Raw genomic sequence first — 20,060 nt, 5'->3', positions numbered from 1 at the left:
AGCGAGACAGCCGCGGGTGCCCAGGCGCGGTCAAACCGGTTCCTCCAGACGGTTTCCAGTGCGCGTGGGGCGGTCGAACCGGTCACCAGCGCTCGGTTCCGGTGCGCGTGGGGCGGTCGAACCGGTCACCAGCGCTCGGTTCCGGTGCGCGTGGGGCGGTCGAACCGGTCACCAGCGCTCGGTTCCGGTGCGCGTGGGGCGGTCGAACCGGTCACCAGCGCTCGGTTCCGGTGCGCGTGGGGCGGTCGAACCGGTCACCAGCGCTCGGTTCCGGTGCGCGTGGGGCGGTCGAACCGGTCACCAGCGCTCGGTTCCGGTGCGCGTGGGGCGGTCGAACCGGTCACCAGCGCTCGGTTCCGGTGCGCGTGGGGCGGTCGAACCGGTCACCAGCGCTCGGTTCCGGTGCGCGTGGGGCGGTCGAACCGTCCCCGCACGCTGAGTCGCGACGAACGAGAAGGCCCGGTCGTTCAGGAGCACGCCGGAAGGGCGGCACCGTGACCAGCCCTCCAGCACGTCCGCAACCCACGGCATGCGACCCAAAAGCGCCGCCCGCCAGCGGCAGCCACGGCGCACACCGCCCCGGCGAGGGCCGCGGCGCCCCTCGCCGATCGCGCGCTTGCACCCGAGCCCGGAAATCGGGTAGCCCGGTAGGTCACGGCGCGGGGCGTAAGTGGGCATGGTGCAAGGGTAATCGCCGTGGATCTCGACGCCTTCCCCGGGGCCGCCGCCCGCCGCGCGCTGCTCGCCGCGGCGCTCGTGCTCGCCTTCGGCGTCGCCCACGGCGTCCCGGGGGCACGCGAAGCCGCCGCCGCAGAGCCGCTCGTCTGGGTGGCGCCCGGCAGCGCCGGCGTCATGCCGTGGAGCAGCGGCCCGCAGCAGGGCGCCCCCGCTCCGGACGCGGCGCGCGCCGCGCCCGCCGCGGCCGACCCTGCCGCGCCCGTCGCGCTCACCGGGGGGCAGCTGCTCCTCGTGCCCGTGGAGCCAGGCGACCGGCTGGAAGTGCGGGGCAACGTCGCAGGGATCGGCCTCGGCTCCGGCGTCGGGAGCACGCCGGACGTGATCACGTGGATGCCGCTGCCCCCCGTCAGCGCCGGCGCGCGCGACGTCGCGGTGCCGACGTGGTCGAGCGCGCGCTTCGTCGTCGTGCGCGCGGCCGCCGCGCGCGGCGCCGGGGGCACGCCGGTCGCCGTGCGGGTCGCCGCGCGGGAGCGCGCGCCGCTGGCCTGGTACCGCCTCGACGAGGACGTCGCCGCCTGGCTCGGCGGCCGCGCGCCCGCGCCGGCCACCGCGCCGGGCGAGGCGGGCGCGCTGCTCCGCTGGGTCGACGCCGCGCGCGCGGCGCTCTCCGCCCCGGCCACGGCGGGCGCGCGCCTCGACCCGGCGGCCGCGCGCCTCGCCCCGGCCGCGGCCGCATGGCTCACCGCGCGCTATCTCGAGGAGTCGCTGCTCGTCCGGCCGCTCGTCGAGCCGTACTTCGCGGAGCGCGGCGTCGAGCTGCGCGGAGGCCGCGAAAGCCCCGATCTCCCGGCCGTCGAGCGCGCCACGCCGTGGCGCTCGCTCGGCGCCGGGGCGCGGCTCGAGCTCCGCGCGCCCGGCGCGGACGTGCTGCGCATCGCCCTCCGGGCGCGCACCTACGGGACCACGCGCGTCGTGGTGCGCGCCGGCGGCGCCGTCGTCCGGGAGCTCGTCGTGCGCACCGGGTCGCGCCTCGCGGACGCCGCGCGCTGGCGTGAGCCGCGGTGGATCCGGGTGCCCCTGCCGGTCGATGCGCGCGCGGCGACCGTCGACGTCGTCGAGGGGGAGCTCGCCGTCGCCGCCAGAGGCTACCAGCAACGCGCCAGCGTCGCCGAGCTCCTCGCGCCGCAGCGCGACCGCGCCGCCCTGCTCGATCGTGCGGCGCGGCGCGATCAGGCCGGCGACGGCGAGCGCGCGCCGGTCCACGCCGAGGCGCCGCGGCTCCTCGCCGCCGCAGACCGGGCCGCCGCGCCGGACGCCGCGAAGGCCGCGCTCGACCTCGCCGCGCGGCCGGCCGTGCCGCCGCCGCTCCGGGCGCTCCTCCTCGCCGAGTCGGTGCGGTGGGCGCCCTCCTCCGGCGCGGCGTTCGCGCGCGCGGCGCAAGCCTACACGGCGGCGCAGGCGCTGGTCGCGGCGCGAGGTGATGCGGCGGCGCAGGGCCGCGCGGCGGCGGGCGCCACGTCGCTCCAGCGCGCCGTCCTCGCGCGGCTCGCCGCGGCGCACGCGGAGCCGGGCGCCGCGGACGCGCCCTGGTCCGGGCCCGCTCGGCCCGGGGCAGCCGGGCCCGGGGCAGCTCGGCCCGGGGCAGCGGCGCCGCGCGAGCCCGCCGGAGGCCGCGCGCACCCGGACGACGTCGCGGCCGTGTCCGCGCTGGGCGCGGCGATGTCGCCGCCGCGCGATGGCCGCCGGCCAGCGGGGGCGCCGCTCGCGGAGCGTTACGCGCTCGGCCATGGCGACGTCGAGAGCGCGGCGCCGCTCGCGCGCACCGCCTGGGCGCGCGAGGCCCCGTGGGACGCGCTCGACATCCCCGACGGCGTGGCCGCGTGGAGCGCGATCGCGCAGCCTCGCGACGCGCTGCCGCCGGCGGGAGGCGGCGCACCGGGGCGCGCCGCCGCGGACGGCTTCTGCGAGGTGGACGCGGAGTCCGGGCTCCGCTGGACGCTCCTCGACGCCGCGCGCGCGCAGATTGACGTCGAGGCGCCGCCGGGGGCCCACGCGCGGGTGCTCCTGCGGAGCGCCTCGAGCCAGGTGGTCCCCGAGTCGCCGGTGCTCATCGACGGCGCGCCGGCCGCGGTGCACGGCGGCGCCGGGCTCACGTCGGTCGTCGCCGTGGCGCCCGGGGCGCGCACGTTCCAGCGGCCGGCGGGCGCTCCGCCGGTGCTCGCGCGCATCCCGCGCAGCGGGCGCGCGCCGTGCGCGTCGCTGCGCGAGATCGTGCAGTGGGCCTGGGTCGACGGCTCCGCGACCTTCGCGCTCCCCGACCCGGAGCGCGCCACGCTGGCCCGCGTCGTCATCGCGCCGCCCGCCGTGGCGGGCGAGGCGGCGCTGGCGTCCGGAGCTCCGGGCGCCGCTGCGCCGTCGCCTGGAGCGCAAGGCGCCGCTGCGCCGGCGTCCGGAGCAGCGGCGCTGGCGTCCGGAGCGCGAGGCGCGCCGCCCCCGGCCGACGGCCCCGCGCGCGTGCTCCGCGTGCGCGCTGGCGCCGCCGTCCACGAGGCCTGGGTGCGCGCCGGCGCCACGGGCTCGATCGAGGTCCCGGTCGCCGCCGGCGCGCACGAGCTGCGCGTCGAGACCGATGCGCCGACGCTGCTCCGCGCCTCGGTGCGCCTGCACCCCGCCGCGCCCGGCGCCCCGCGCGCCGTCACGCCGGTGCGCCCGCCGGACGGCGCGCCCGTCGACGGCACGCTCGAGCAGATCCGGGGCGCCACGCGCGCCCTTCGCGCCGCGCCCTCACCAGCCCGCGCCGCGCCCTCACCCGCCCGCGCCGCGCTCCACGCGCAGCGCGCCGCGGCGCTCGACGCCCTCGGCTTCCCGGCGCTCGCCGCGCTCGACCGCCCCGCCGAGGAGGATCCCTGGGACGCGGCGCATCTGCCCGGCGCGCCGACCGCGGGCGCGCCGCCGAGCACCGTCCTCACCCTGCCGCCGGGCAGCCCGGTGGCGGTCCCGCTCGGCCTGGCGGCGCGCGTGCCGCCGCTCCCGCTGCCCGACGACCGCGCGCCCCTCGCGGCCGCGCGCGGCGCGCGCGCCAGCGTCGATCCGCGGCGCGGCGTCGCGCTGCTCGCGGGCCCCGCGGGCGACAGCTCGGGCGCGGACGCGCTGCTGCTCGGCCTCCTCGCCGAGCGCTCCGGCGAGGTGCAGCTCGCCGCCGACGCCTTCACCCGGATCGGGCTCGCCCACCGCTCCTCCGCGGCGCTCGCCCGGGCCGCGAACCTGGCCACCGACGTCGCTTCCGCCGCCCCGGCGCCCGATCGACGGCTCACGCTGCGCGCCCTCGTGCTCGCCGAGCTCGCCGTCCAGGAGGCCGCCCGTGAGGCCTCCGCCGGCCAGCAAGGCGCCGCGCCCGCGGCCTCGGGGAGCGCCGCGCAGCGCCCGGCCGTGGCGCCTCCCGCCGGCGCCGCGCCGCCGCCTGTCCAGCTCCCGCCGGCCGCCCTCGCGCGGCTGGCCCCGGTGACCGGCTGGGCCGTGCCGCCGCGCGCCGACGCCACGGCCGGCACGGCCACGCTCGAGATCCGGGCCAGGGCCGATCGCGATCTGCCGCTCCGCGTGCGGGTGCGGCGCGCGCTTGTCGATGCGCCCGAGGCGTCGCTCCTCATCACCGACGGCGCGCGCGCCGAGTTCCGGCTCGACCGCGCCGCGCCGGGCGCGATCGAGCTCGACGGCGTCTGCCGGGCGCTCGACCGCGAGGAGACCCCTTGCGCGTTCTCGATCGCGCTCGACGGCGAGCCGGTCGCGTGCTCCGCGGCGTCCGCGCCGATGGCCGACCGCTGCGTCGTGCAGGTGCCGCGGGGCAGCCACCGCATCGAGGCGCGGCCTCCGGCGGACCGCAGCGTCCTCGGCTGGATCCGCGCGACCGCGGCCGGCTCGGCGCAGCCCTTCTCGGGCCGCGTCCTGTCGACCTGGAACGACATCGACCCGGCGCGCCCCCTGGAGCTCGCGTTCGTCGGCCCGACCGTCGTGCGCATCCGCGCCCGCGCCGCCTACGAGTGCGCGTCGCCCCGCGCGCGCGCCGCGCCCGCGGACGGCGGGGATCCGGCTTGCCGTCCCGAGGTCGCCGCGGCCGCGCCCTCCGGCCAGCTGCGCTTCTCGGTGGCGCCGCTCGACGTTGCCGGCGGCGAGGCCGGCGGCGGCGCGGTGGAGGAGGGGACCCTCGCGCTCGACGCCTCCGAGGACCGCGCCGCGCGCCGCCTCGGCGTCACGCGCGAGCCGTTCTTCTGGCTCGGCGGCGAGGTCGAGTCCCGCGTCGCCGTCCTCCCCGAGGGCCCGCATGTGCTGCGCGTCGCCTCGCCCGGCGGCCGGGCGCTGCTCCGCGTCGAGCTCGCCGTCGCGAACGGCGTGCCCCGCCCCCGTGTGCCGCCGCCCGCGCCGCCGCCGCTGCCCGCGCCGCCCGCGCCCGCGGACGAGCTGCTTCGTCCGGCGCCCCCGGTGGGAGAGGACCCGGACCCGGGGCCGCTCTCCGTCGGCGGCTACGCGCGCCTCACCGACAGCGAGCTCGCCGAGGAGGACCACCGTCTTCCGGTCCGCTCCCTCGAGCTCGGCCTCGACGTGCACCGCGAGCTGATCGAGCGGCGCGCCTGGATCGCGGCCGCGGGGTTCGGCCGCCTGCGCGACGGGCCGGAGAGCTTCGGCGCGGAGGCGCGCTTCGACCTGAGCTCGAGCGGCTGGGTTCCCGGCGGCTCGCTGAGCGGCCGCGTCGTGTTCCAGCCGGACGCCAGCGACGCCATGGGCGCCAGGGCGAGCGCGACCGCGTTCTGGTCCATCCCGCTCGGCGAGCTCACGCTCTCGCCGTGGGCGGGCTTCACGTGGCTCATGGTGGACGAGTCGCTGCGGGGCTTCATCGGCGCCGACAAGGACGTCTACACGCCGTACGGCGCCACGCACGACACGCAGGCCTCGCTCGGGGCGCGCCTGCGGTACCGGCCGTTCGTCGATGCGCTCGTCACGGCGGGCACGTCGCTGCGCCTGAGCCCGGTGCCGTCGGAGCTCGACCGCATCGACGCGACGCTCGACCTCGACCTGCTCCCCGGCCGGGGGCTGTGGCCGTGGATCCAGCTCGGCTGGCTCGCGAGCTACAGGCCGGTGAACGAGACGCGCGACGAGCCCTTCCTGCGCGACGCGTTCACCGCGGGGCTCACGTTCTGGAGCTGGCTCGCGCGCGGGCACCGCGCCTCGCTCGGCGTGGAAGGGACGTTCCTGTTCGACGTCCCGAGCCTGGCCGAGACCTCGCCGCGCGCCTCGGGGCTGGTCTTCCTCCGCTACGACTACACAGCCCGCCGCGGCCTCCGCGACTTCCCGCCGGCGTCGACGCCGTTCCGCGACCGCCAGGAGGAGGGGAGCGGGCGCCTCGAGCGCGAGCGGCCTGCGGTCGAGCCCTCGTGGGAAGAGCCGTGAAGTCGGCTGCCCTGCCGGCGCGGGCGCGCGCCCTCTCGCCGCAGGACGCGTGCGCCGCGTCCCCCGCGGATTGACCGGCTCGTCGTGCGGGCCGCCGCAGGCGCCTGCAGCGGCAGGAAGCGGGCCGCAGACCTGCGCGATCGTGCGACATCGACGAGATCGCAAGAACCATTGAATGAAAACAAGTCGAGCGGGAACGCACGAGCATGACACTCAGCAAGCTCTCGATTCCGCTCTTCTGCATGGCGTCGCTCCTCCTGGGTTGCCCGAGCAGCTCTCCCGAGGAGAGCGACACCACCTATGACGAGCTGCTCCAGGAAGGGGTGGACAAGATCCGCGCTGGCGGGATCGTCGCCGTGCACGCGGAGGTGCTCGACGGCGACCGGCGGATCCTCGCCCGCAGCGGCGCGGCGCAGCTCGGTGGCGAGGCGCCGATCGACTTCGACAGCTACTTCCGGATGGGCAGCAACACCAAGACGTTCGTCGCCGTCGTGGCGCTGCAGCTCGCCGCAGAAGGAGCGCTGTCGCTGGACGACACGGTCGAGCAGTGGCTCCCCGGCGTCGTGTCGGGCAACGGCAACGACGGCTCGCTGATCACGATCCGCCAGCTGCTCCAGCACACGAGCGGCCTCTACAACTACACCGGTCAGGGCGAGCCGGGCCTGGAAGCGCTGCGCTCCGCCGACGAGTACATGCAGCATCGGCTCGACCACATGGAGCCGGGAGAGCTCGTGGCGCTCGCCATGGAACACAAGCCGAATTTCGATCCGGAGACGCAGTGGGCCTACTCCAACACGAACTACGTGCTCGCCGGCATGATCATCGAGCGTGTCACCGGAAATCACTGGAGCGAGGAGGTCGAGGCGCGCATCCTCGATCCGCTCGGCCTAACCCGCACGTTCGAGCCCGGCGACGAGACGGATCTGCCTGCCCCGCACGCCGTGGCCTACCAGCAGTACGAGGTCGGCGGGCCGCTCGTCGACGTCACGATCGCGAACCAGAGCTTCGCCGACGCCGCCGGCTCCCTCGTCACGACCACCGCGGACCTCGCGAAATTCTGGCGGGCGCTGAGCGAAGGCTCGCTGCTCGAGCCGGAGCAGATGGCGGAGCTCCACGACACGATCCCGGCGCCGGCCCTCGACGCGATCGCGCCTGGCATCGGTTATGGCCTCGGGATCGCGTGGATCCCGACGAGCTGCGGCGGAGGATACTGGAGCCACCCCGGCGACACGCTCGGGTACTCGACCCGGAACGCCGCGAGCGACGACGGCTCGCGCGTCGTCGTGATGTCGCTGTCGACGTCGACCAACGACGTCGAGGCCAGCTACACCACGATCGTCGATACCTTCGAGATCATCGATCGGCTCATGTGCGCCGATTGAGCTCGGGTCTATTTCTTGACCGTTGAATGCACAAAGTGCAGCTTCCATTCATTCCCGACCTTCTTGAAGATCGCGCTCTCCAGAAAGTCGCGTGTGATGGTGCTCGCGTCGTTCTGCGTGAATTTGCCGTGGTTGATGTAGATCATGCTCCCCGAGCTGCTGTCGACGTCGATCTTGACGTCATCCAATGAAAAATCGGATTTGGCTATCGGGGATCCATTGATGATCGCGATCAGGCCGTCGTTGTCGATGATCTTTCCGTTCTCGTAGATGGTAAAGTCGGGCGTCGTCAAGGTCTTCATTCGTGCGAAGTCCCTCCGGGTGACGCAGTCGAAATACGACACGATGACTGCCTTCAGCTTTTCGGGACTGTCGGGTCCAGGTCGATGGGGCTGACAGGCGGACAACGCTCCGGCGATCGCCAGGGGAATGAACGCTGGTTTCATGGATGCCGTCGACATTGCCATCGCCGGGAGCTGTTATCAATAGATATTCCCGGCGGCCGCTCACGGGTGGGAGCGGCGGCGCCGGTCGCGTCGCCTCGATCGGGCGGGCGGTGCGGGCGCGGGCCGGGGCGCTGCTCGCTTGCGCCCCGTGACCTCGAATCAACCTATCACGCCATGCGCACTGACTAGATCGGCGGCAGGTTATTGGCGACGGTCGCCCAGCCCTCTCCGACGGCTCCGGTGTGGCCCAACGGGGCGCCCGCGGCAGGACGCCATCGCGGGCGCTCACTCGCCTGGGAAGAGCTCCTCGGCCGTCATGTACTTCGCCCCGAGCGCTCGCGCGAACTCCCGGTCGCTCTCCATATCGCCGACCATGACCAGGTGCTCGCGCGCGAGCTTGTGGCGCTGGATCAGCGATATCCCGAGCCCCGGCAGGGGCTTGCGGCAGAAGCAGCCGACCGGAAACGCCGGGTGCGGGCAGTACACGACCTCGGCCACGGGCAGGCCGAGGAGCTCGATCGTCCGCGAGAACGCGGCCAGGACAGCCTCTTCGGTCACCGATCCTTTCGAGATGCCGCTCTGGTTCGACACGAAGAAGAGCGTGTATCCGCCTTCGACCCAGCGCTCCAGGACCGCGCGCCGACCGGGCAAAAGCTCGACGTCGTCGGGGTCGCGCGGGTAGATTTCGCCGCTCTTTGTCCTGCGCAGCGTGCCGTCGACGTCGAGGAGCAGGCCCTTGCCCGTGAAGAGCGGATCGACGCGCCGGGCAAACGGGATCTCCTCGACCACCGAGAAGCCCTCATCCACGTGCGGCGCCTCGAAATTCGCAGCCCACCGCGAGAGCGCCTGCGGCGGCGGCAGGTTGGGATCCTCTTTGCCGAGCGCTTTCATGTCCTCCGGCCCGAGCAGCTTGCCGTAGCGCTCGAGGAGGCGGAGGACGACGTTCGCGTAGGCCTCGTTGATGGGCGTGGCCAGGTACCGGCACCGGACCGGCACGCCGTGCGCGTGCGCCATCCGGAGCACCGCGTAGCGCGACGCGCGTGTGCCGTACGTATTGTCGAGGACCACCCGCGTCTGCCCCGAGGAGAGCAGCTCTCCGAGCTTCTTGACCACGCCGTCGAGCGTGCCGCCGAGCTCATCGCGGTTCAGGCGCGCGTACCCTCTGGCCGTGTAGCGGGCGACCTCCGACGATTTGCCTGCCCCTTGGATTCCCATGACCACGACCACCTCGGGCGCATCGCCGGGGCCCTCTCCGGGCTCGAGCTTGCGCAGGCCGGCGGGGATCACGGGCGGCGCGACCGAGGCCAGCACATCGGCCGTGGGCGCGAAGCTGGTCTTCGAGAGGTCGGCTCGATCGCGCGCGCCAAAGGGGACCCGGAGCGCGCGCAAGCAGGACTCGACGCTCTCCCGCCTTGTCGCCCCGAACAGGGGAAGGACCGGGGGGCCGAGATCGAGCAGGGCCGCGAGGGCCGCCTCCTGGGGCGTGATGCTGTGCCGCGCGGCGATGGGCTTGATCGCGCGGTTCTTGAGGAGGCCATCGACCTTGGCGTGACCGCCGAGCGGCCGGTGGGCGAGGAACGGAATGCCCATTTGCCTGGCGAGCTCGAAGAGGCCTCGGGCTGCGCTGCCGCGATCGAGGACGCTCAGCTCCTCCTGGATGGCCCGCACCGGAAAGTGCCGCTCGGCCTGGCGGACCTCTGCGATGGAGGTGTTGCTGAGGCCGAGGTGCTCGATGAGGCCCTCTTTCTGGAGCTCGGCGAGCGCGGCGAGGCTCTCTTCGAGGGGGGTCTTGGGGTCGGTCACGTGGAGGAGGAGCATGAAAATCCGCGAGACGCCGAGCGCCTTCAGGCTGCCCTCGACCGTGCGGCGCAGGTGGTCGCGGCTGCCGTTCGGGGCCCATCGCCCTTTGGGTCGGGTGAGGCCCGCCTTGGTGATGACGCGCACGTCGTCGCGCGGGCCGGACCACGCGTCGAGCGCCTTGCGGACGAGGCGCTCGCCATGGTGGGCCTCACGGTCGGTGAGGCAGTAAGAATCGGCGGTGTCGAGGAGGCGTATGCCTCGATCGAGGGCGACGTGGATGACGGCTGTCGCGTCCTCTTCCGAGGGGCGCCCCTCCGTGGCCAGCCGGAGCAGGCCGAGGCCGAGGGGGACGTCGAGGGGGCCTAGGACACCGTAGGGCGAGGGGGCGGGAGTCACGGAGACGATGACGTAGCCAGGTCCGCGGATCGATGCAAGCGCTGGCGCCGATGTTGTGATCTATCACGCCATGCGTACTGAATAGATCGGCGGCAGGTTGTTGGCGACGGTCGCCCAGCCCTCTCCGCCGTCATCGCTCACGTAGAGATTGCCCGTGGTGGTGCCGAATGCGACAGTGCCGTCCTTGTTGGCGAGCGCGTGGCGGTAGATGACGTCGTAGGCTTGCTCCTGAGGCAAACCCCTGCGGAGCTGCTCCCAGGTCTCACCGCCGTCCTTCGTGCGAGCCACGAAGAGCGCGCCGTCGACGGTGATTCGCTGCATGTCCGACTTGCCGGGGACGACCCACGCCGTGCGTCCGTCCCTCGCGTCCGCCGTGATGGGGAAGCCGAAATGCACGCCTTGCTCTGGACGGCTCACCTTGCGCCAGCTCTTTGCGCCGTCGCAGCTGTAGTAGATCCCGACGTGGTTCTGCTGCCAGACATGGTCGGGATCGCCCTCGCATTGCTCGATGTAATGCGTATCGTGGCCCCACTCGGCGTCTGGTTCGGGCGTGTGATCGAGCCGCATGCCGTTGTTGCGCGGTTGCCAGGTCTCTCCGCCGTCCGCTGTTTCGATGACGCCCGCCGTGGACACGGCGACGAGCATTCGCTTCGGGTCACGCGGGTCCACAACGATGGAGTGAATGCCCGGGGCGAACTCGCCCCCCTCGGAGGCCGGCGTGCCAAACCATTTCGTCTCGCCTTTGCCCTCGCCTGTGAACAGGTCGCCGCCGCGTGACTCGTGGTTCCAGAGCGGCCGGTTGAGCTCGAAGGAGCCGCCGCCGTCGCGGCTGACGAACAGGCCACCCGGAATGGTGCCCACGTAGACCGCGCCGCCCGGGCCGAAGCCGATGATCCAGAGCTTCTGCACCGTGGCCGGGCGCGTGACGATCTTGATGCCGACGCCGAAGTCGCTGCTGGCGTCTTCGTACATGTCCTGGCCGATGTAGCGAGCGCCCTCGGGATATTTGATCTGGGCGGGGTTGTCGTTCCAGGTCTCGCCTTCGTCCGTCGAGACGGACAGCTTGGCCCCCCAATGGCCGAAGCCGAGGAGCGCCCAGAGCTTGCCCGTGTAGGGATCGCGCGCGACATAGTTGACGCCGCCGCCGGCGTGGCCCGCGAGGCGCGGCTTCCACGAGCCGTTCTTCTTCTCGACGACAAACGTGCCTTTTCGCGTGCCTACCAGGATACGGCTTGCCATTTCACCCTCCGCTCAACGCCTGCAGAATATGGACCTCGTCGTCGGCAGCGACCGCGTCCGTGAGCCCCTTGCGGTCGCGGATCATCTGCTTGCCGACGAAGATGTTGACGTGCGTCCGCAAGCGGCCGCGCTCGTCGCAGATGTAGAAGCCGATGCCGGGCGCGAGCTTCTCCAGGGCCGCTACGACCTCACCTGCTGTCGACGCCTCGACGATGAGGTGTTGACCTTCGAGGTGCGGAAAGAAGGTGTAGAGATGGCGCGTCAGGTGGACAGACGGCATGGCGTGCTTGCCGTACTCCCGATCTCGCCGCGCGTCAATTGGTTTTCAAGGCCGGCAGGCAAGGCGCAGCCACACGCAGAGCCCCGATGTTCTCAGGGCCCAGGCCTTCCCGCGCTCGTGCCCGCTTCCGCTTCCGCTTCCGCTACCACCTCCGCAACCGCGTTGCGTCGAGAGCGCTCTCGTCAGCGCACGGGGGGCTCCGAGGCGCGCTTCAGGCCGGTCAGCACCCTGTAGCGGGCGGCCATGGCCTCCAGCTCGCCGGGGGCGAAGACGTCCTCGATGCGGTCGAAGCCGTGGGGCGCGCGCTCATAGGCGATCTGCAAGCACTGCTCCGGACCGTTGCGGCGATTCGCCGCGACGATGGCGGCGGTGGCGGGCAGGCGCTCGGTCTCGTAGGCGGCCAGCGCCTCCACCGGATCGGCATGAGCGGCGAGCGCGCGGACCAGGGCGCGGGCGTCCAGGATGGCCTGGCTCGCCCCGTTGGAGCCGTTCGGATACATGGGATGGGCGGCGTCGCCCAGCAGCGTCATGCGCCCATGGCTCCAGCGCGGCAGGGGATCGCGGTCGACCAGCGGGAACTCGTAGATCGCCTCGGCGCTCCGGACGAGGCCGGGCACATCCAGCCAGCCGAAGCGCCAGTCCTCGAACCTGGGCAGGAAGTCGGCGGGGTCGCCCCGCCGGTTCCAGTCCTCTCGTCGCAGGCTCCTGGCGAACGCGAGATCGGCGGCCCAGTTGATCGTCTGGCGGCCGTCCGGCCCCGGTGGGGAGATCGGATAGACGACGAACTTCTGGTCCTGATGCCCGGCGATGATCATGCTGGCGCCGGTGAGGAAGGGCGCCGCAAGGGTGGTCCCCCGCCAGAGGATGTGACCGCCGTAGATCGGCGGCCCCTCGTCCGGATAGAGGCTGGCGCGCCCCGCCGAGTGGATGCCGTCGGCGCAGATCAGGAGGTCGGCGGAGACCTTCCACGCCGCGCCCGCGCGATCGAGGAAGAGCGCCTCGACGCGGCCCCCGCCCTGCTCGTGGCCCGCGAGGCGCCGATCGCAGAGCACCCGGTCGGGGCCCAGCCGCTCGACGGCGGCGTCGAACAGCACGCCTTGGAGGGCGCCGCGGTGGAGGGAGAGCTGCGGCGTGGCATGACCCGCGAAGCGGCCGCGGGGCTCGCCCCAGATGCGCTGGCCGAAGCGGTTGAAATAGATGAGCTCGCGGGTCGCCACGCTCTGGGCCGACAGGGCCTCGAAGAGACCCAGCTCGCCCAGCACCTCGGCGGCGTGGGGCAGGAGGTTGATGCCGACCCCGAGCGGCAGGATGGTGGGCGCCGCCTCGAACACCGTCACCTCATGACCCGAGCCGTGCAGCGCCAGAGCCGCGGCCAGGCCGCCGATCCCACCGCCCGCGACGATCACCTGCATACGTCCTCCTGTAGACATGCGGCTCGACGCCGCCCCTCGTTGAAGCCGCCGCCGATCGCCGGCACGGCGGCCGCGGAGGGTCATCATCGCGGCCGCCGCGCATTGAAACGAGCGCGCCGAGCGGTCCACGGTTCCTTACCACGGTGACCTCGCCGCCGCTCGAGGACAGCACGTACCTGGCGTGCAGCACCATGCCCGATCCGAGCAGCTGGTCGTCTCCTCCCGATCAGGTCCTGAAGGTCGAGCAGGAGGCCCGCGGGATCACCCGCAGGCTACATGTCCGAGAACTCGATCTTCTCGAGCTCGAGGAGCAGCGCGAGGTTCGCGGGATCGGTGCGCGACGGCGCGAAGCCGATCCACCGGAGGCCGCTGGCCCTCGCCCTCTCCCATGTCGCGCGGCACGCCGCGAACCATTCACGAATGAACTCGTCCTGGCTATCTCGGAACTCTTCCGGCCGGTACATCATGGATCGATAGGACTGGAGCATCATGATCTTCGTGAACGTGGACAGCTCGATGTCGCGCGGCTTTTCATCCGACCAGGTCAGCATCCCCTTGGTCAGCTCGTAGCCGACCCTCGCGTCCGGATCCTCCGTGAGCGCCTCGAGCTTCGCCCGGTCGGCGGGCGGGAACAGATCGTTCGAGTCCCTGTCGAACAAGTCGTTCATTCGACGAGCGTATCCAGGTGGCCATACCGCGTCCAGGGGCCGCCCGCGTCCGCTTAACGGCTCTGCTCGCATGTCGTGGGGATCGACGTAGTAGCCGGTGTCGGACGTCCCGAAATGGGACTCGAGGTTCGCCGCCGGCGCGCCCGAGACGGCGGCGCGGAAGCGCTTCGTCTTGCCGATCGCCCGCGCCGCCATGAAGCCGCCGTACGACTTGCCCGCGATGGCGACGCGATCGCCGTCAATCGTGCCCTCGGCGACCAGCTCCTCGATGGCGGCGAGGTGCTCCGGCAGGTCGCGCTCGCCCCAGCGCCCCCGCAGGCGATCGGCGAACTCCTTTCCTTGTCCGGCCGAGCCGACCGGGTTCAAGGACAGGACGGCCCACCCGCGGGACACCAGCACATACCAGTACGGCCGGTACGTGAAGCCGAACTCGACGGACGCGTGCGGGCCCCCGTACACATGGACGAGCAGCGGTACGGGTCCCCCTCCGCCTCCCGGCGGCAGCATCAGGAGGCCGACGTTCTTCATCCCCGACGCGCCGGGGAACTCTCGCAGCGCGACGTCGGGCCACGCGCGATCCTCGCCCCACGCCTCGTTGACGTCGATGAGCAGCCGCGCGTCCGAGCCGCCCCAGCGCGCGCTCCCGAGCAGGCCGCAGAGGCGCATGGTGCTCCACAGGAACGCGATGGGGCCCTCCCGGGTCCGGCTGAGCGCGATGAGGCGCCCGTCGGGCGACCACGCAGGGTCGCGCTCGTTCGCGTCGCCGCGCGTGATCTGCCGCGCCTGTTCGTGTCCGAGCCGAACGTGATCTGCCGCGGAGCGCCGCCGCTCGCGGGGATCAGCCACAGGTTGGAGACGTAGGTGTCCGCCTCGGCGTCGATCTCCTCGAGGACATAAACGACCCAGCGGCCGTCGGGCGAGAGGACCATCTCGGTGACGAGCTTGAACGACAGCAGGTCGTCCGCCTCGAAGCGGCGGGCGTGGGGATGTCGCATGGTACAGAGAGGCGAGCCGGGGGGGCGGATGTCAAGACCTCCTCGGAGCGGCAAGGATCTCACGAGACCAGGCGCCGTGTACCGTGGACGGGATGGCGCTCAGGGAACTGCGCATCTCCCCGACAGGAGCGCCGACAGGCTCATGCGCTCGTCGCGGTCCATGGCGAGGGTGACGGGCTCGTCTTCAGACGCTCGGCCTCGCCCAGGGTGCCGCCGCAGCGTTGCTGCTCGGCCTGGCCGGCGCCTCGGCAGCACACGCACAACCCGCGAGGTCGATCTCCTCGTCGTGGCCATCCCACCGTACAGCCACGCTGCACGCGCTGGTGGACATGGAGGACCTTGCGCGATCCGCGTTCCTCCCGGAAAAGTGACGCTGGTTCAGCAACTTATCCATGCGTCGACGGGGCCGCGTCCACGCCACGGCCCGCGGGGTGAGCGCCGCGCTGCAACGGAGAGTCTTCGCCTGCGCCACCGAGCTGTCACGAGCGCGGCGCACGCTGGTTCCGAGGAACATGCAGATCGACCCGCCAGCCACACTGGGACGACACACCGTGACCCTGTACCTCGGGCCGGTGGAGGACGAAGGCCCCGAGGCCTGCGAGTCGTCGGGCGAAGCCATCTGGTTCGACCGCCGGGATCCGCAATCCATTCGCCGCGCTCAGGAGATCCTCCGGGACCGGCTGCGGCTCTCGGTCGCACCGACGCTGTGCGACGAGCCTTCGCCTGGCCTCGGGGCAGCGCTGGGCCGGATCCTCGCGGCCCTCGTCGGAATGGGGCTCGGCGCGGCGAGGGCTGCGGCGCGAGAGGGCCGCTGAGGCCGGTTGCCGTGGTCATTGGCCGGCAGGCGGCTGCCAGAGCTCTACCTTGTTTCCTTCTGGATCGATGACCCAGGCAAACTTCCCGTACTCGGAATCGTCAATCTTCTCGAGAACGTTGCAGCCTTCTTCGCGCAAGACCTTGACGAGGGCGTGGAGATCCTCGACCCGGTAGTTGACCATGAACGTCGCCGTGCTGGGCGCAAGAGCCGTGCCGCGAAGCGGCGCCGGCTCGAACGATCTGTCGGCTATCGCATCATAGGTTGGCGGATGATGGTCTTCCACTTCGCCGGATCGGCGCGACGTATGTCGCTCAGATACACCTCATGGTGCTTTCCTGCGAGCGCCGAGCGCGCAACGATAAAGTCATGGACTCGCTGAATGGTCGGCCCTTCTTCGGTGAAGGGGCCAATGTGAAGTATCTGAGCGCACGACCCTTCGGTGAAGTCCTCCAGCCTGAGCGCGTCCAGCGCGGGGAGCGCCTTCTTTCGCCTCACTTCCGCCATGGCCGTCTGGATCACCGCTTCCTCCACGAAGTGAGGCTGCATGATCATCATCGTCCATTTCCACCTCGACCTGTCGTTGGAGGTGAAGGCGGACATGTCCTCCGACCACCAGAGGCCTTCGAGAGGCATGACCGCGTAGTCGATTCCTCGCGACCCCTTCTTTATCATGAACTTCGTCGTGTAGGCGACGGAGAACAGCGCTTCCACTGCCTCGGCATACGCCTGTGATGTGTTGGGGTCGCCCTCGCCGTCGATCATGAGGAACCGAAATGTCGGCACGTCAACCCGAACCACCTCCTTCGCGGATGCCTGGTAGAGATGTTTGAGCTCCCTCTTGAGATCAACCTTCGACACGAATGCACCTGATGATAGCCAACCTGTTGCGCTCCAGCCGGGGCGCGTCAGCGCCTCTTCTCCGTGAACCAGCCGTTGTAGTCAAAGAACGGGTGCCCCCGAACCCGGTGCCCGCTCCGTAGCTCGTCCAGCGACCACAGGTGCGGCGTGTAGTCGTCCATCGCGGCCCCGCTGAACCGGGACAGCAGCCCGGCCACGAACCCGGCCACCTGCTCATCGCCGGGGTGCCGCCCGGACACGTCGGCGATCACGCAGGCCGCCGGCTCGCCCCCGAACCTCTGGACGATGTCGGCCCAGTCCTCCGGCTCGTGCTCAAGAGGGCCGTGCCGGTACAGGTTGATGTACAGGCAGGCGTCACCGGCCACGAACACGACCCACGGGTCCCGCTGCTCCGGGTAGGCGGCGTCGCGGTACGCCGTGACCGCAGACTCCATCGTGTCCCGCAGGAAAACAACGACCGATCGCATCGCGCCCCTACCGCCTCCGCTCGCCGAAGGTACCGGCGCTCCGGCGGCGAGCGCAAGCTCGTCCGTGCCAAGCGCCATGTGGCCGCGAGGGCAACACAGCCATGCCCTCCCTTGACACCGTACGTCGCCTCGAAGCGGGCGATCGTCTTGGAGACGCTGGACATGGACATGCCGATACGCCGGCCGGTCTCGGCGAACGACCCCGCGTCCACGACCGCCATGAAGCACCGCGGCTGCGGGAGGGACATCTCGGACAGCGACGTGGACATGGCGTCGACGAGTGGTCGATCGCAGCGCGTCGCACGATTCCCGCGACCGCTCTCGGCGAGGACCAACGCGAGGAGGCTCCCCTGTACGAGCTCACGGCGCGCGCGTCCTAACGCAGCCCCTCCACGCGCCTGACGAAGGCGCTCATCAACGCGGCGCATTCGGCCGGATGGGTCTCCAGCAGGAAATGAGGGCCGTCGAGGATGTGCGCCTCCATGCGCGGGAGCGCCTTCATCCAGGAGAGGGTCTCCTCGAGATCGAAGAAGATATCGTGCCGCCCCCACAGCATCAGCGCCGGGGGTTGCCAGCGGCCGAGATAATCGGCGATCTCCCCGAATCGCGCGACATGGCTGCGATAGTCGAGCACCAGCGCACGCTGCGCCTCGAGCCGGCCGGGGAGCGACATGATCCGCCAGTCCTCCTCCCACAGCCTGGGATCGATGCGCTCGGCGATGTCCCGGGGCACGCCGCCCAGATATTGGTCGCGCGTCCCCTCGAAGGTCAGGTGGGCGGTCGCCTCGGCTTCCCGCTCCGGCGTGGGATCGTCCCAGTAGGCCCTGGTCGCCGACCATTGCGGCCCCATCCCGCTCTCATGTGCGTTGGCATTCTGGACGATGAGGCTGCGTATCCTGCGGGGCGCGCGCGTGGCGAGGTGAAGTCCTACCGCCGTTCCATAATCGTGGAGGTAGAGGTGGAAGGACCCGGCTCCGAGCCGCGCGAGCAGTCCGTCGATCATGTCCGCGAAACGCGAGAATGAGGGGCGCTCGACCGGCTCGGAGCCGCCGAACCCCGGAAGGTCCGGGGTGATCACGAAGCCGTCCCGCGCGAGGGTGTCGATCACGTTCCGGAACGATTCCGAGGAGCTTGGAAAGCCGTGGATCAGGAGAATCGCCGGCTTCTCCCGATCGCCCGCCAGGCGGACCGCGATTTCGGCACCTTCGATCTCGAACCTCACCAGCTCCGGTTTACTCATCGCACCTGGTTCCTTCGATGCCTTCAATCGTCTGACGGGCCCCCCGGCAGAAGGTGACACGCCCTTCGCGCGTCGGCCACTGTCTCCCCCCTTCAAGCGGTCTATTTTGCCTGCCCTGCGCTGCCTGAAGGCTCGCGGGTGAGCCGCGGAGCCCGCCGAGGCCGACGTCCCATCGTGCCACGCCCGTCCGACCTGTCGCGAGGCTTCGGTCATCCAGGCCGCAGGCTTCGTCGGCTCCAGCCGCTTGTTCGCCGAGCCCGGCCCCGGTCGTCATTTCAGCAGGGATACGAACCGGTTGAGGATCGGAGTGATCTGCGGAAGCTCGGGGAGCCTCGCGACGAGATCATCCGGGAGCGGCCGTCCCCCGACGGCGGCGATCTGGGCCCCGATGGCCGCAATGGTATCGGCGTCGCCGCCCAGCGAGACTGCGGTCGCGATGACCGCGCCGGTGGGATCGTCCGTGGTCGCCGCTGCGACGAACAGGGCCATCGGTACGGCCTCAACCACATGGCCGGAGCACCCGAACCGGACAGCGGCTTCGCTCGGTGAGCCTCGAAAGTCGGCGAGATCAAGCAGATGATCGCGAACCGCTGTGTCCGGCAGATCGGCCGCGACCACGGAGAGGAGATTCTGCGGAACAGCGTCATTGGAGGCGCAATGTCGTAGTGCGACGACGACGGCGAGCGCACCGGCGTAAGCTTCGTCGCTGTGGTGTGTGATCCGTGAGACATCACGAATCGTTCGACGGTCCGCCTCGACGCTCGGGTCCAGGAAGAACGACAACGGCGCTGCGCGCATGGCAGCACCCGAGCCTGAGGCGAACTCACCGCGAGCTCCAGCAAGAGCCCAGTGGGCACCAGCGGCGAGATCGCGAAGCGCCTTGAGCGTCGCAGAGCCCACGCCGGAGATGCGGCCAGCCTCGAACCAGTGACGAAAGCGCTCGGCGATCCGCTCCGGCTGTACGCGTCCTCGGCTCAGCACGATGGCTTCGCACGTGGCGAGGGTCAGCCAGGTGTCATCGGAGAGCCGCGGAGCCTCTGGAAAGACGGGCTGTACCGGCCCGGCAAGGCCCTCGTACGGACCGCCCCATGCGTCGCCGAGCGCACCAGCGAGGAGGCAGCTGCGTGCGCGCGTTCGCATCTCGACGGTCGTCATTGATCTCGATCCTACGCGAACTCCAGCCGCGCCGCTCGTCCTCCGGCCAACGTCTTGGCAATCAAGCCAGGGCGGTTATGGGGGCTCGGGGCGCGGTGGCGACTCGATCGGCCTCGCGCATCGCGCATCGCCTACCTCGACGAGGACCGGCTCACGGTCGAGGGTGTCACCTTCACGCTGGGGCCGCCGGGCAAGGGCGGCATAGGCGGGATGGGAAGGGGGAGCTTTCCGAGCGCGTGCTTGATGACGATTTCCCACGCTGTCGCTGCCGAGATGTAGACGTCAGTACCGTCTGCGACGAGCATCTCCACGACGTCGCGCCTGATCCTCTCAGGGTCGGCGACGAGCCAGAGCCAGCAGTGTGTGTCGAGCAGCAACCTCATGTCTCGCCATCGAACGCTCGCTGTAGGTCCTCCGGCAGCGGCGCATCGAAGTCATCGGCAATCTGGACCGTACCCCGATCCATGCCAAGCGCTGCCCGCTTGTCGCGTGGCGCAGCCTTCTGCGGGGCGGTGACGAGGACGATCACCTCCGCTGGACCTTCTGGAAGGTCTGCGGGCACCTGCAGCTCTACCCGACGGTCTGCGGGGATGACGATGGGGATCTTGGCGGCTAGCACGCTTCTTCCTCTTGCTCCGTTACCGGCGGACTCCGTCTAGCGTCAGAGCTCCCCGGCGTCACGCGCGATGCCCGAGGCGGGCCGGGCGCGCGCGCCGAGCTCGCCTTCGGCGCCGAACATGCCGTGCGGCAGGAATGCCTGGTCCGCGAGGCGCATGGGCTTGCCG

General features: G+C 71.6%; 14 protein-coding genes and 3 pseudogenes. 4 read left to right on the top strand and 13 right to left on the bottom strand.

The annotated features are described in order from the left end of the window. The first annotated feature begins 696 nt into the window (after window positions 1-696). Both WMF44_RS40375 and WMF44_RS40370 read left to right on the top strand, forming a co-directional pair. Window positions 697-6,120 carry a hypothetical protein gene (locus WMF44_RS40375; protein WP_437295365.1) on the top strand — a complete coding sequence of 1,808 codons (5,424 nt, stop codon included), beginning with the start codon at window positions 697-699 and terminating at the stop codon, window positions 6,118-6,120. 206 nt (window positions 6,121-6,326) lie between these two features. Continuing rightward, a complete protein-coding gene (locus WMF44_RS40370) occupies window positions 6,327-7,502 on the top strand; it encodes a serine hydrolase domain-containing protein (protein ID WP_437295364.1) in 1,176 nt (391 codons plus the stop codon). Between the two features lie 8 nt (window positions 7,503-7,510). Here the strand turns inward: WMF44_RS40370 and WMF44_RS40365 are convergent, their stop codons facing one another. From WMF44_RS40365 to WMF44_RS40340, 6 genes are all read right to left on the bottom strand, one after another. After that, complete coding sequence (locus WMF44_RS40365; protein ID WP_437295363.1) at window positions 7,511-7,969, bottom strand: nuclear transport factor 2 family protein; 459 nt, start codon at window positions 7,967-7,969, stop codon at window positions 7,511-7,513. Window positions 7,970-8,233: 264 nt separating this feature from the next. Next, window positions 8,234-10,144, bottom strand: coding sequence for an aldo/keto reductase (locus WMF44_RS40360; RefSeq protein ID WP_437295362.1), 1,911 nt, complete (start codon window positions 10,142-10,144; stop codon window positions 8,234-8,236). 63 nt (window positions 10,145-10,207) lie between these two features. Next, window positions 10,208-11,383 carry a WD40/YVTN/BNR-like repeat-containing protein gene (locus WMF44_RS40355; RefSeq protein WP_437295361.1) on the bottom strand — a complete coding sequence of 392 codons (1,176 nt, stop codon included), beginning with the start codon at window positions 11,381-11,383 and terminating at the stop codon, window positions 10,208-10,210. A 1-nt stretch (window position 11,384) separates the two neighbouring features. Further along, a complete protein-coding gene (locus tag WMF44_RS40350; protein ID WP_044966815.1) occupies window positions 11,385-11,663 on the bottom strand; it encodes a MoaD/ThiS family protein in 279 nt (92 codons plus the stop codon). Window positions 11,664-11,845: 182 nt separating this feature from the next. Next, the gene (locus WMF44_RS40345; RefSeq protein ID WP_437295360.1) at window positions 11,846-13,075 is read right to left on the bottom strand and encodes a flavin-dependent oxidoreductase; all 1,230 of its coding nucleotides are present in this window, start codon (window positions 13,073-13,075) and stop codon (window positions 11,846-11,848) included. 272 nt (window positions 13,076-13,347) lie between these two features. Then, window positions 13,348-14,589, bottom strand: coding sequence for a prolyl oligopeptidase family serine peptidase (locus tag WMF44_RS40340; protein ID WP_437295359.1), 1,242 nt, complete (start codon window positions 14,587-14,589; stop codon window positions 13,348-13,350). Window positions 14,590-15,289: 700 nt separating this feature from the next. On the opposite strand from WMF44_RS40340, the gene WMF44_RS40335 reads away from it, so the two are divergent. Beyond that, complete coding sequence (locus tag WMF44_RS40335; protein ID WP_437295358.1) at window positions 15,290-15,553, top strand: hypothetical protein; 264 nt, start codon at window positions 15,290-15,292, stop codon at window positions 15,551-15,553. Window positions 15,554-15,568: 15 nt separating this feature from the next. On the opposite strand, the pseudogene WMF44_RS40330 reads toward WMF44_RS40335, so the two are convergent. The 6 genes and pseudogenes from WMF44_RS40330 to WMF44_RS40305 form a co-directional block, all read right to left on the bottom strand. Then, window positions 15,569-15,757 (bottom strand): annotated as a pseudogene (locus WMF44_RS40330) (VOC family protein); the annotation flags it as partial. Between the two features lie 44 nt (window positions 15,758-15,801). After that, window positions 15,802-16,413: a GyrI-like domain-containing protein gene (locus tag WMF44_RS40325; RefSeq protein ID WP_437295357.1), complete on the bottom strand. Its 612-nt coding sequence runs from the start codon at window positions 16,411-16,413 to the stop codon at window positions 15,802-15,804. A gap of 47 nt (window positions 16,414-16,460) precedes the next feature. Next, the gene (locus WMF44_RS40320) at window positions 16,461-16,880 is read right to left on the bottom strand and encodes a hypothetical protein (protein ID WP_437301706.1); all 420 of its coding nucleotides are present in this window, start codon (window positions 16,878-16,880) and stop codon (window positions 16,461-16,463) included. 122 nt (window positions 16,881-17,002) lie between these two features. Further along, a pseudogene (locus WMF44_RS40315) lies at window positions 17,003-17,101 on the bottom strand (LysR family transcriptional regulator); the annotation flags it as partial. A gap of 155 nt (window positions 17,102-17,256) precedes the next feature. Then, entirely contained in the window at window positions 17,257-18,102 is an 846-nt protein-coding gene (locus WMF44_RS40310) for an alpha/beta fold hydrolase (RefSeq protein WP_437295356.1), read from the bottom strand. 288 nt (window positions 18,103-18,390) lie between these two features. Continuing rightward, window positions 18,391-19,275: an ADP-ribosylglycohydrolase family protein gene (locus tag WMF44_RS40305; RefSeq protein WP_437295355.1), complete on the bottom strand. Its 885-nt coding sequence runs from the start codon at window positions 19,273-19,275 to the stop codon at window positions 18,391-18,393. Between the two features lie 58 nt (window positions 19,276-19,333). On the opposite strand from WMF44_RS40305, the pseudogene WMF44_RS40300 reads away from it, so the two are divergent. Further along, window positions 19,334-19,554 (top strand): annotated as a pseudogene (locus WMF44_RS40300) (hypothetical protein); the annotation flags it as partial. A 100-nt stretch (window positions 19,555-19,654) separates the two neighbouring features. Here the strand turns inward: WMF44_RS40300 and WMF44_RS40295 are convergent. Further along, a complete protein-coding gene (locus WMF44_RS40295) occupies window positions 19,655-19,894 on the bottom strand; it encodes a hypothetical protein (protein ID WP_437295354.1) in 240 nt (79 codons plus the stop codon). Window positions 19,895-20,060: the final 166 nt, after the last annotated feature.

Origin of the sequence: Sorangium sp. So ce426, from assembly GCF_051475585.1 — a bacterium.
GTDB lineage: Bacteria > Myxococcota_A > Polyangia > Polyangiales > Polyangiaceae > Sorangium > Sorangium cellulosum_B.
The sequence above is the reverse complement of the archived record's forward strand: the minus strand, read 5'-3'. Positions and strand labels throughout refer to the sequence as shown.

Bases quoted from the DNA above. Each gene is read 5' to 3' on its own strand.
- WMF44_RS40370 (WP_437295364.1), top strand. From the start codon at position 6,327: ATGACACTCAGCAAGCTCTCGATTCCGCTCTTCTGCATGGCGTCGCTC.
- WMF44_RS40365 (WP_437295363.1), bottom strand. From the start codon at position 7,969: ATGGCAATGTCGACGGCATCCATGAAACCAGCGTTCATTCCCCTGGCG.
- WMF44_RS40355 (WP_437295361.1), bottom strand. From the start codon at position 11,383: ATGGCAAGCCGTATCCTGGTAGGCACGCGAAAAGGCACGTTTGTCGTC.
- WMF44_RS40350 (WP_044966815.1), bottom strand. From the start codon at position 11,663: ATGCCGTCTGTCCACCTGACGCGCCATCTCTACACCTTCTTTCCGCAC.
- WMF44_RS40345 (WP_437295360.1), bottom strand. From the start codon at position 13,075: ATGCAGGTGATCGTCGCGGGCGGTGGGATCGGCGGCCTGGCCGCGGCT.
- WMF44_RS40320 (WP_437301706.1), bottom strand. From the start codon at position 16,880: ATGCGATCGGTCGTTGTTTTCCTGCGGGACACGATGGAGTCTGCGGTC.
- WMF44_RS40305 (WP_437295355.1), bottom strand. From the start codon at position 19,275: ATGACGACCGTCGAGATGCGAACGCGCGCACGCAGCTGCCTCCTCGCT.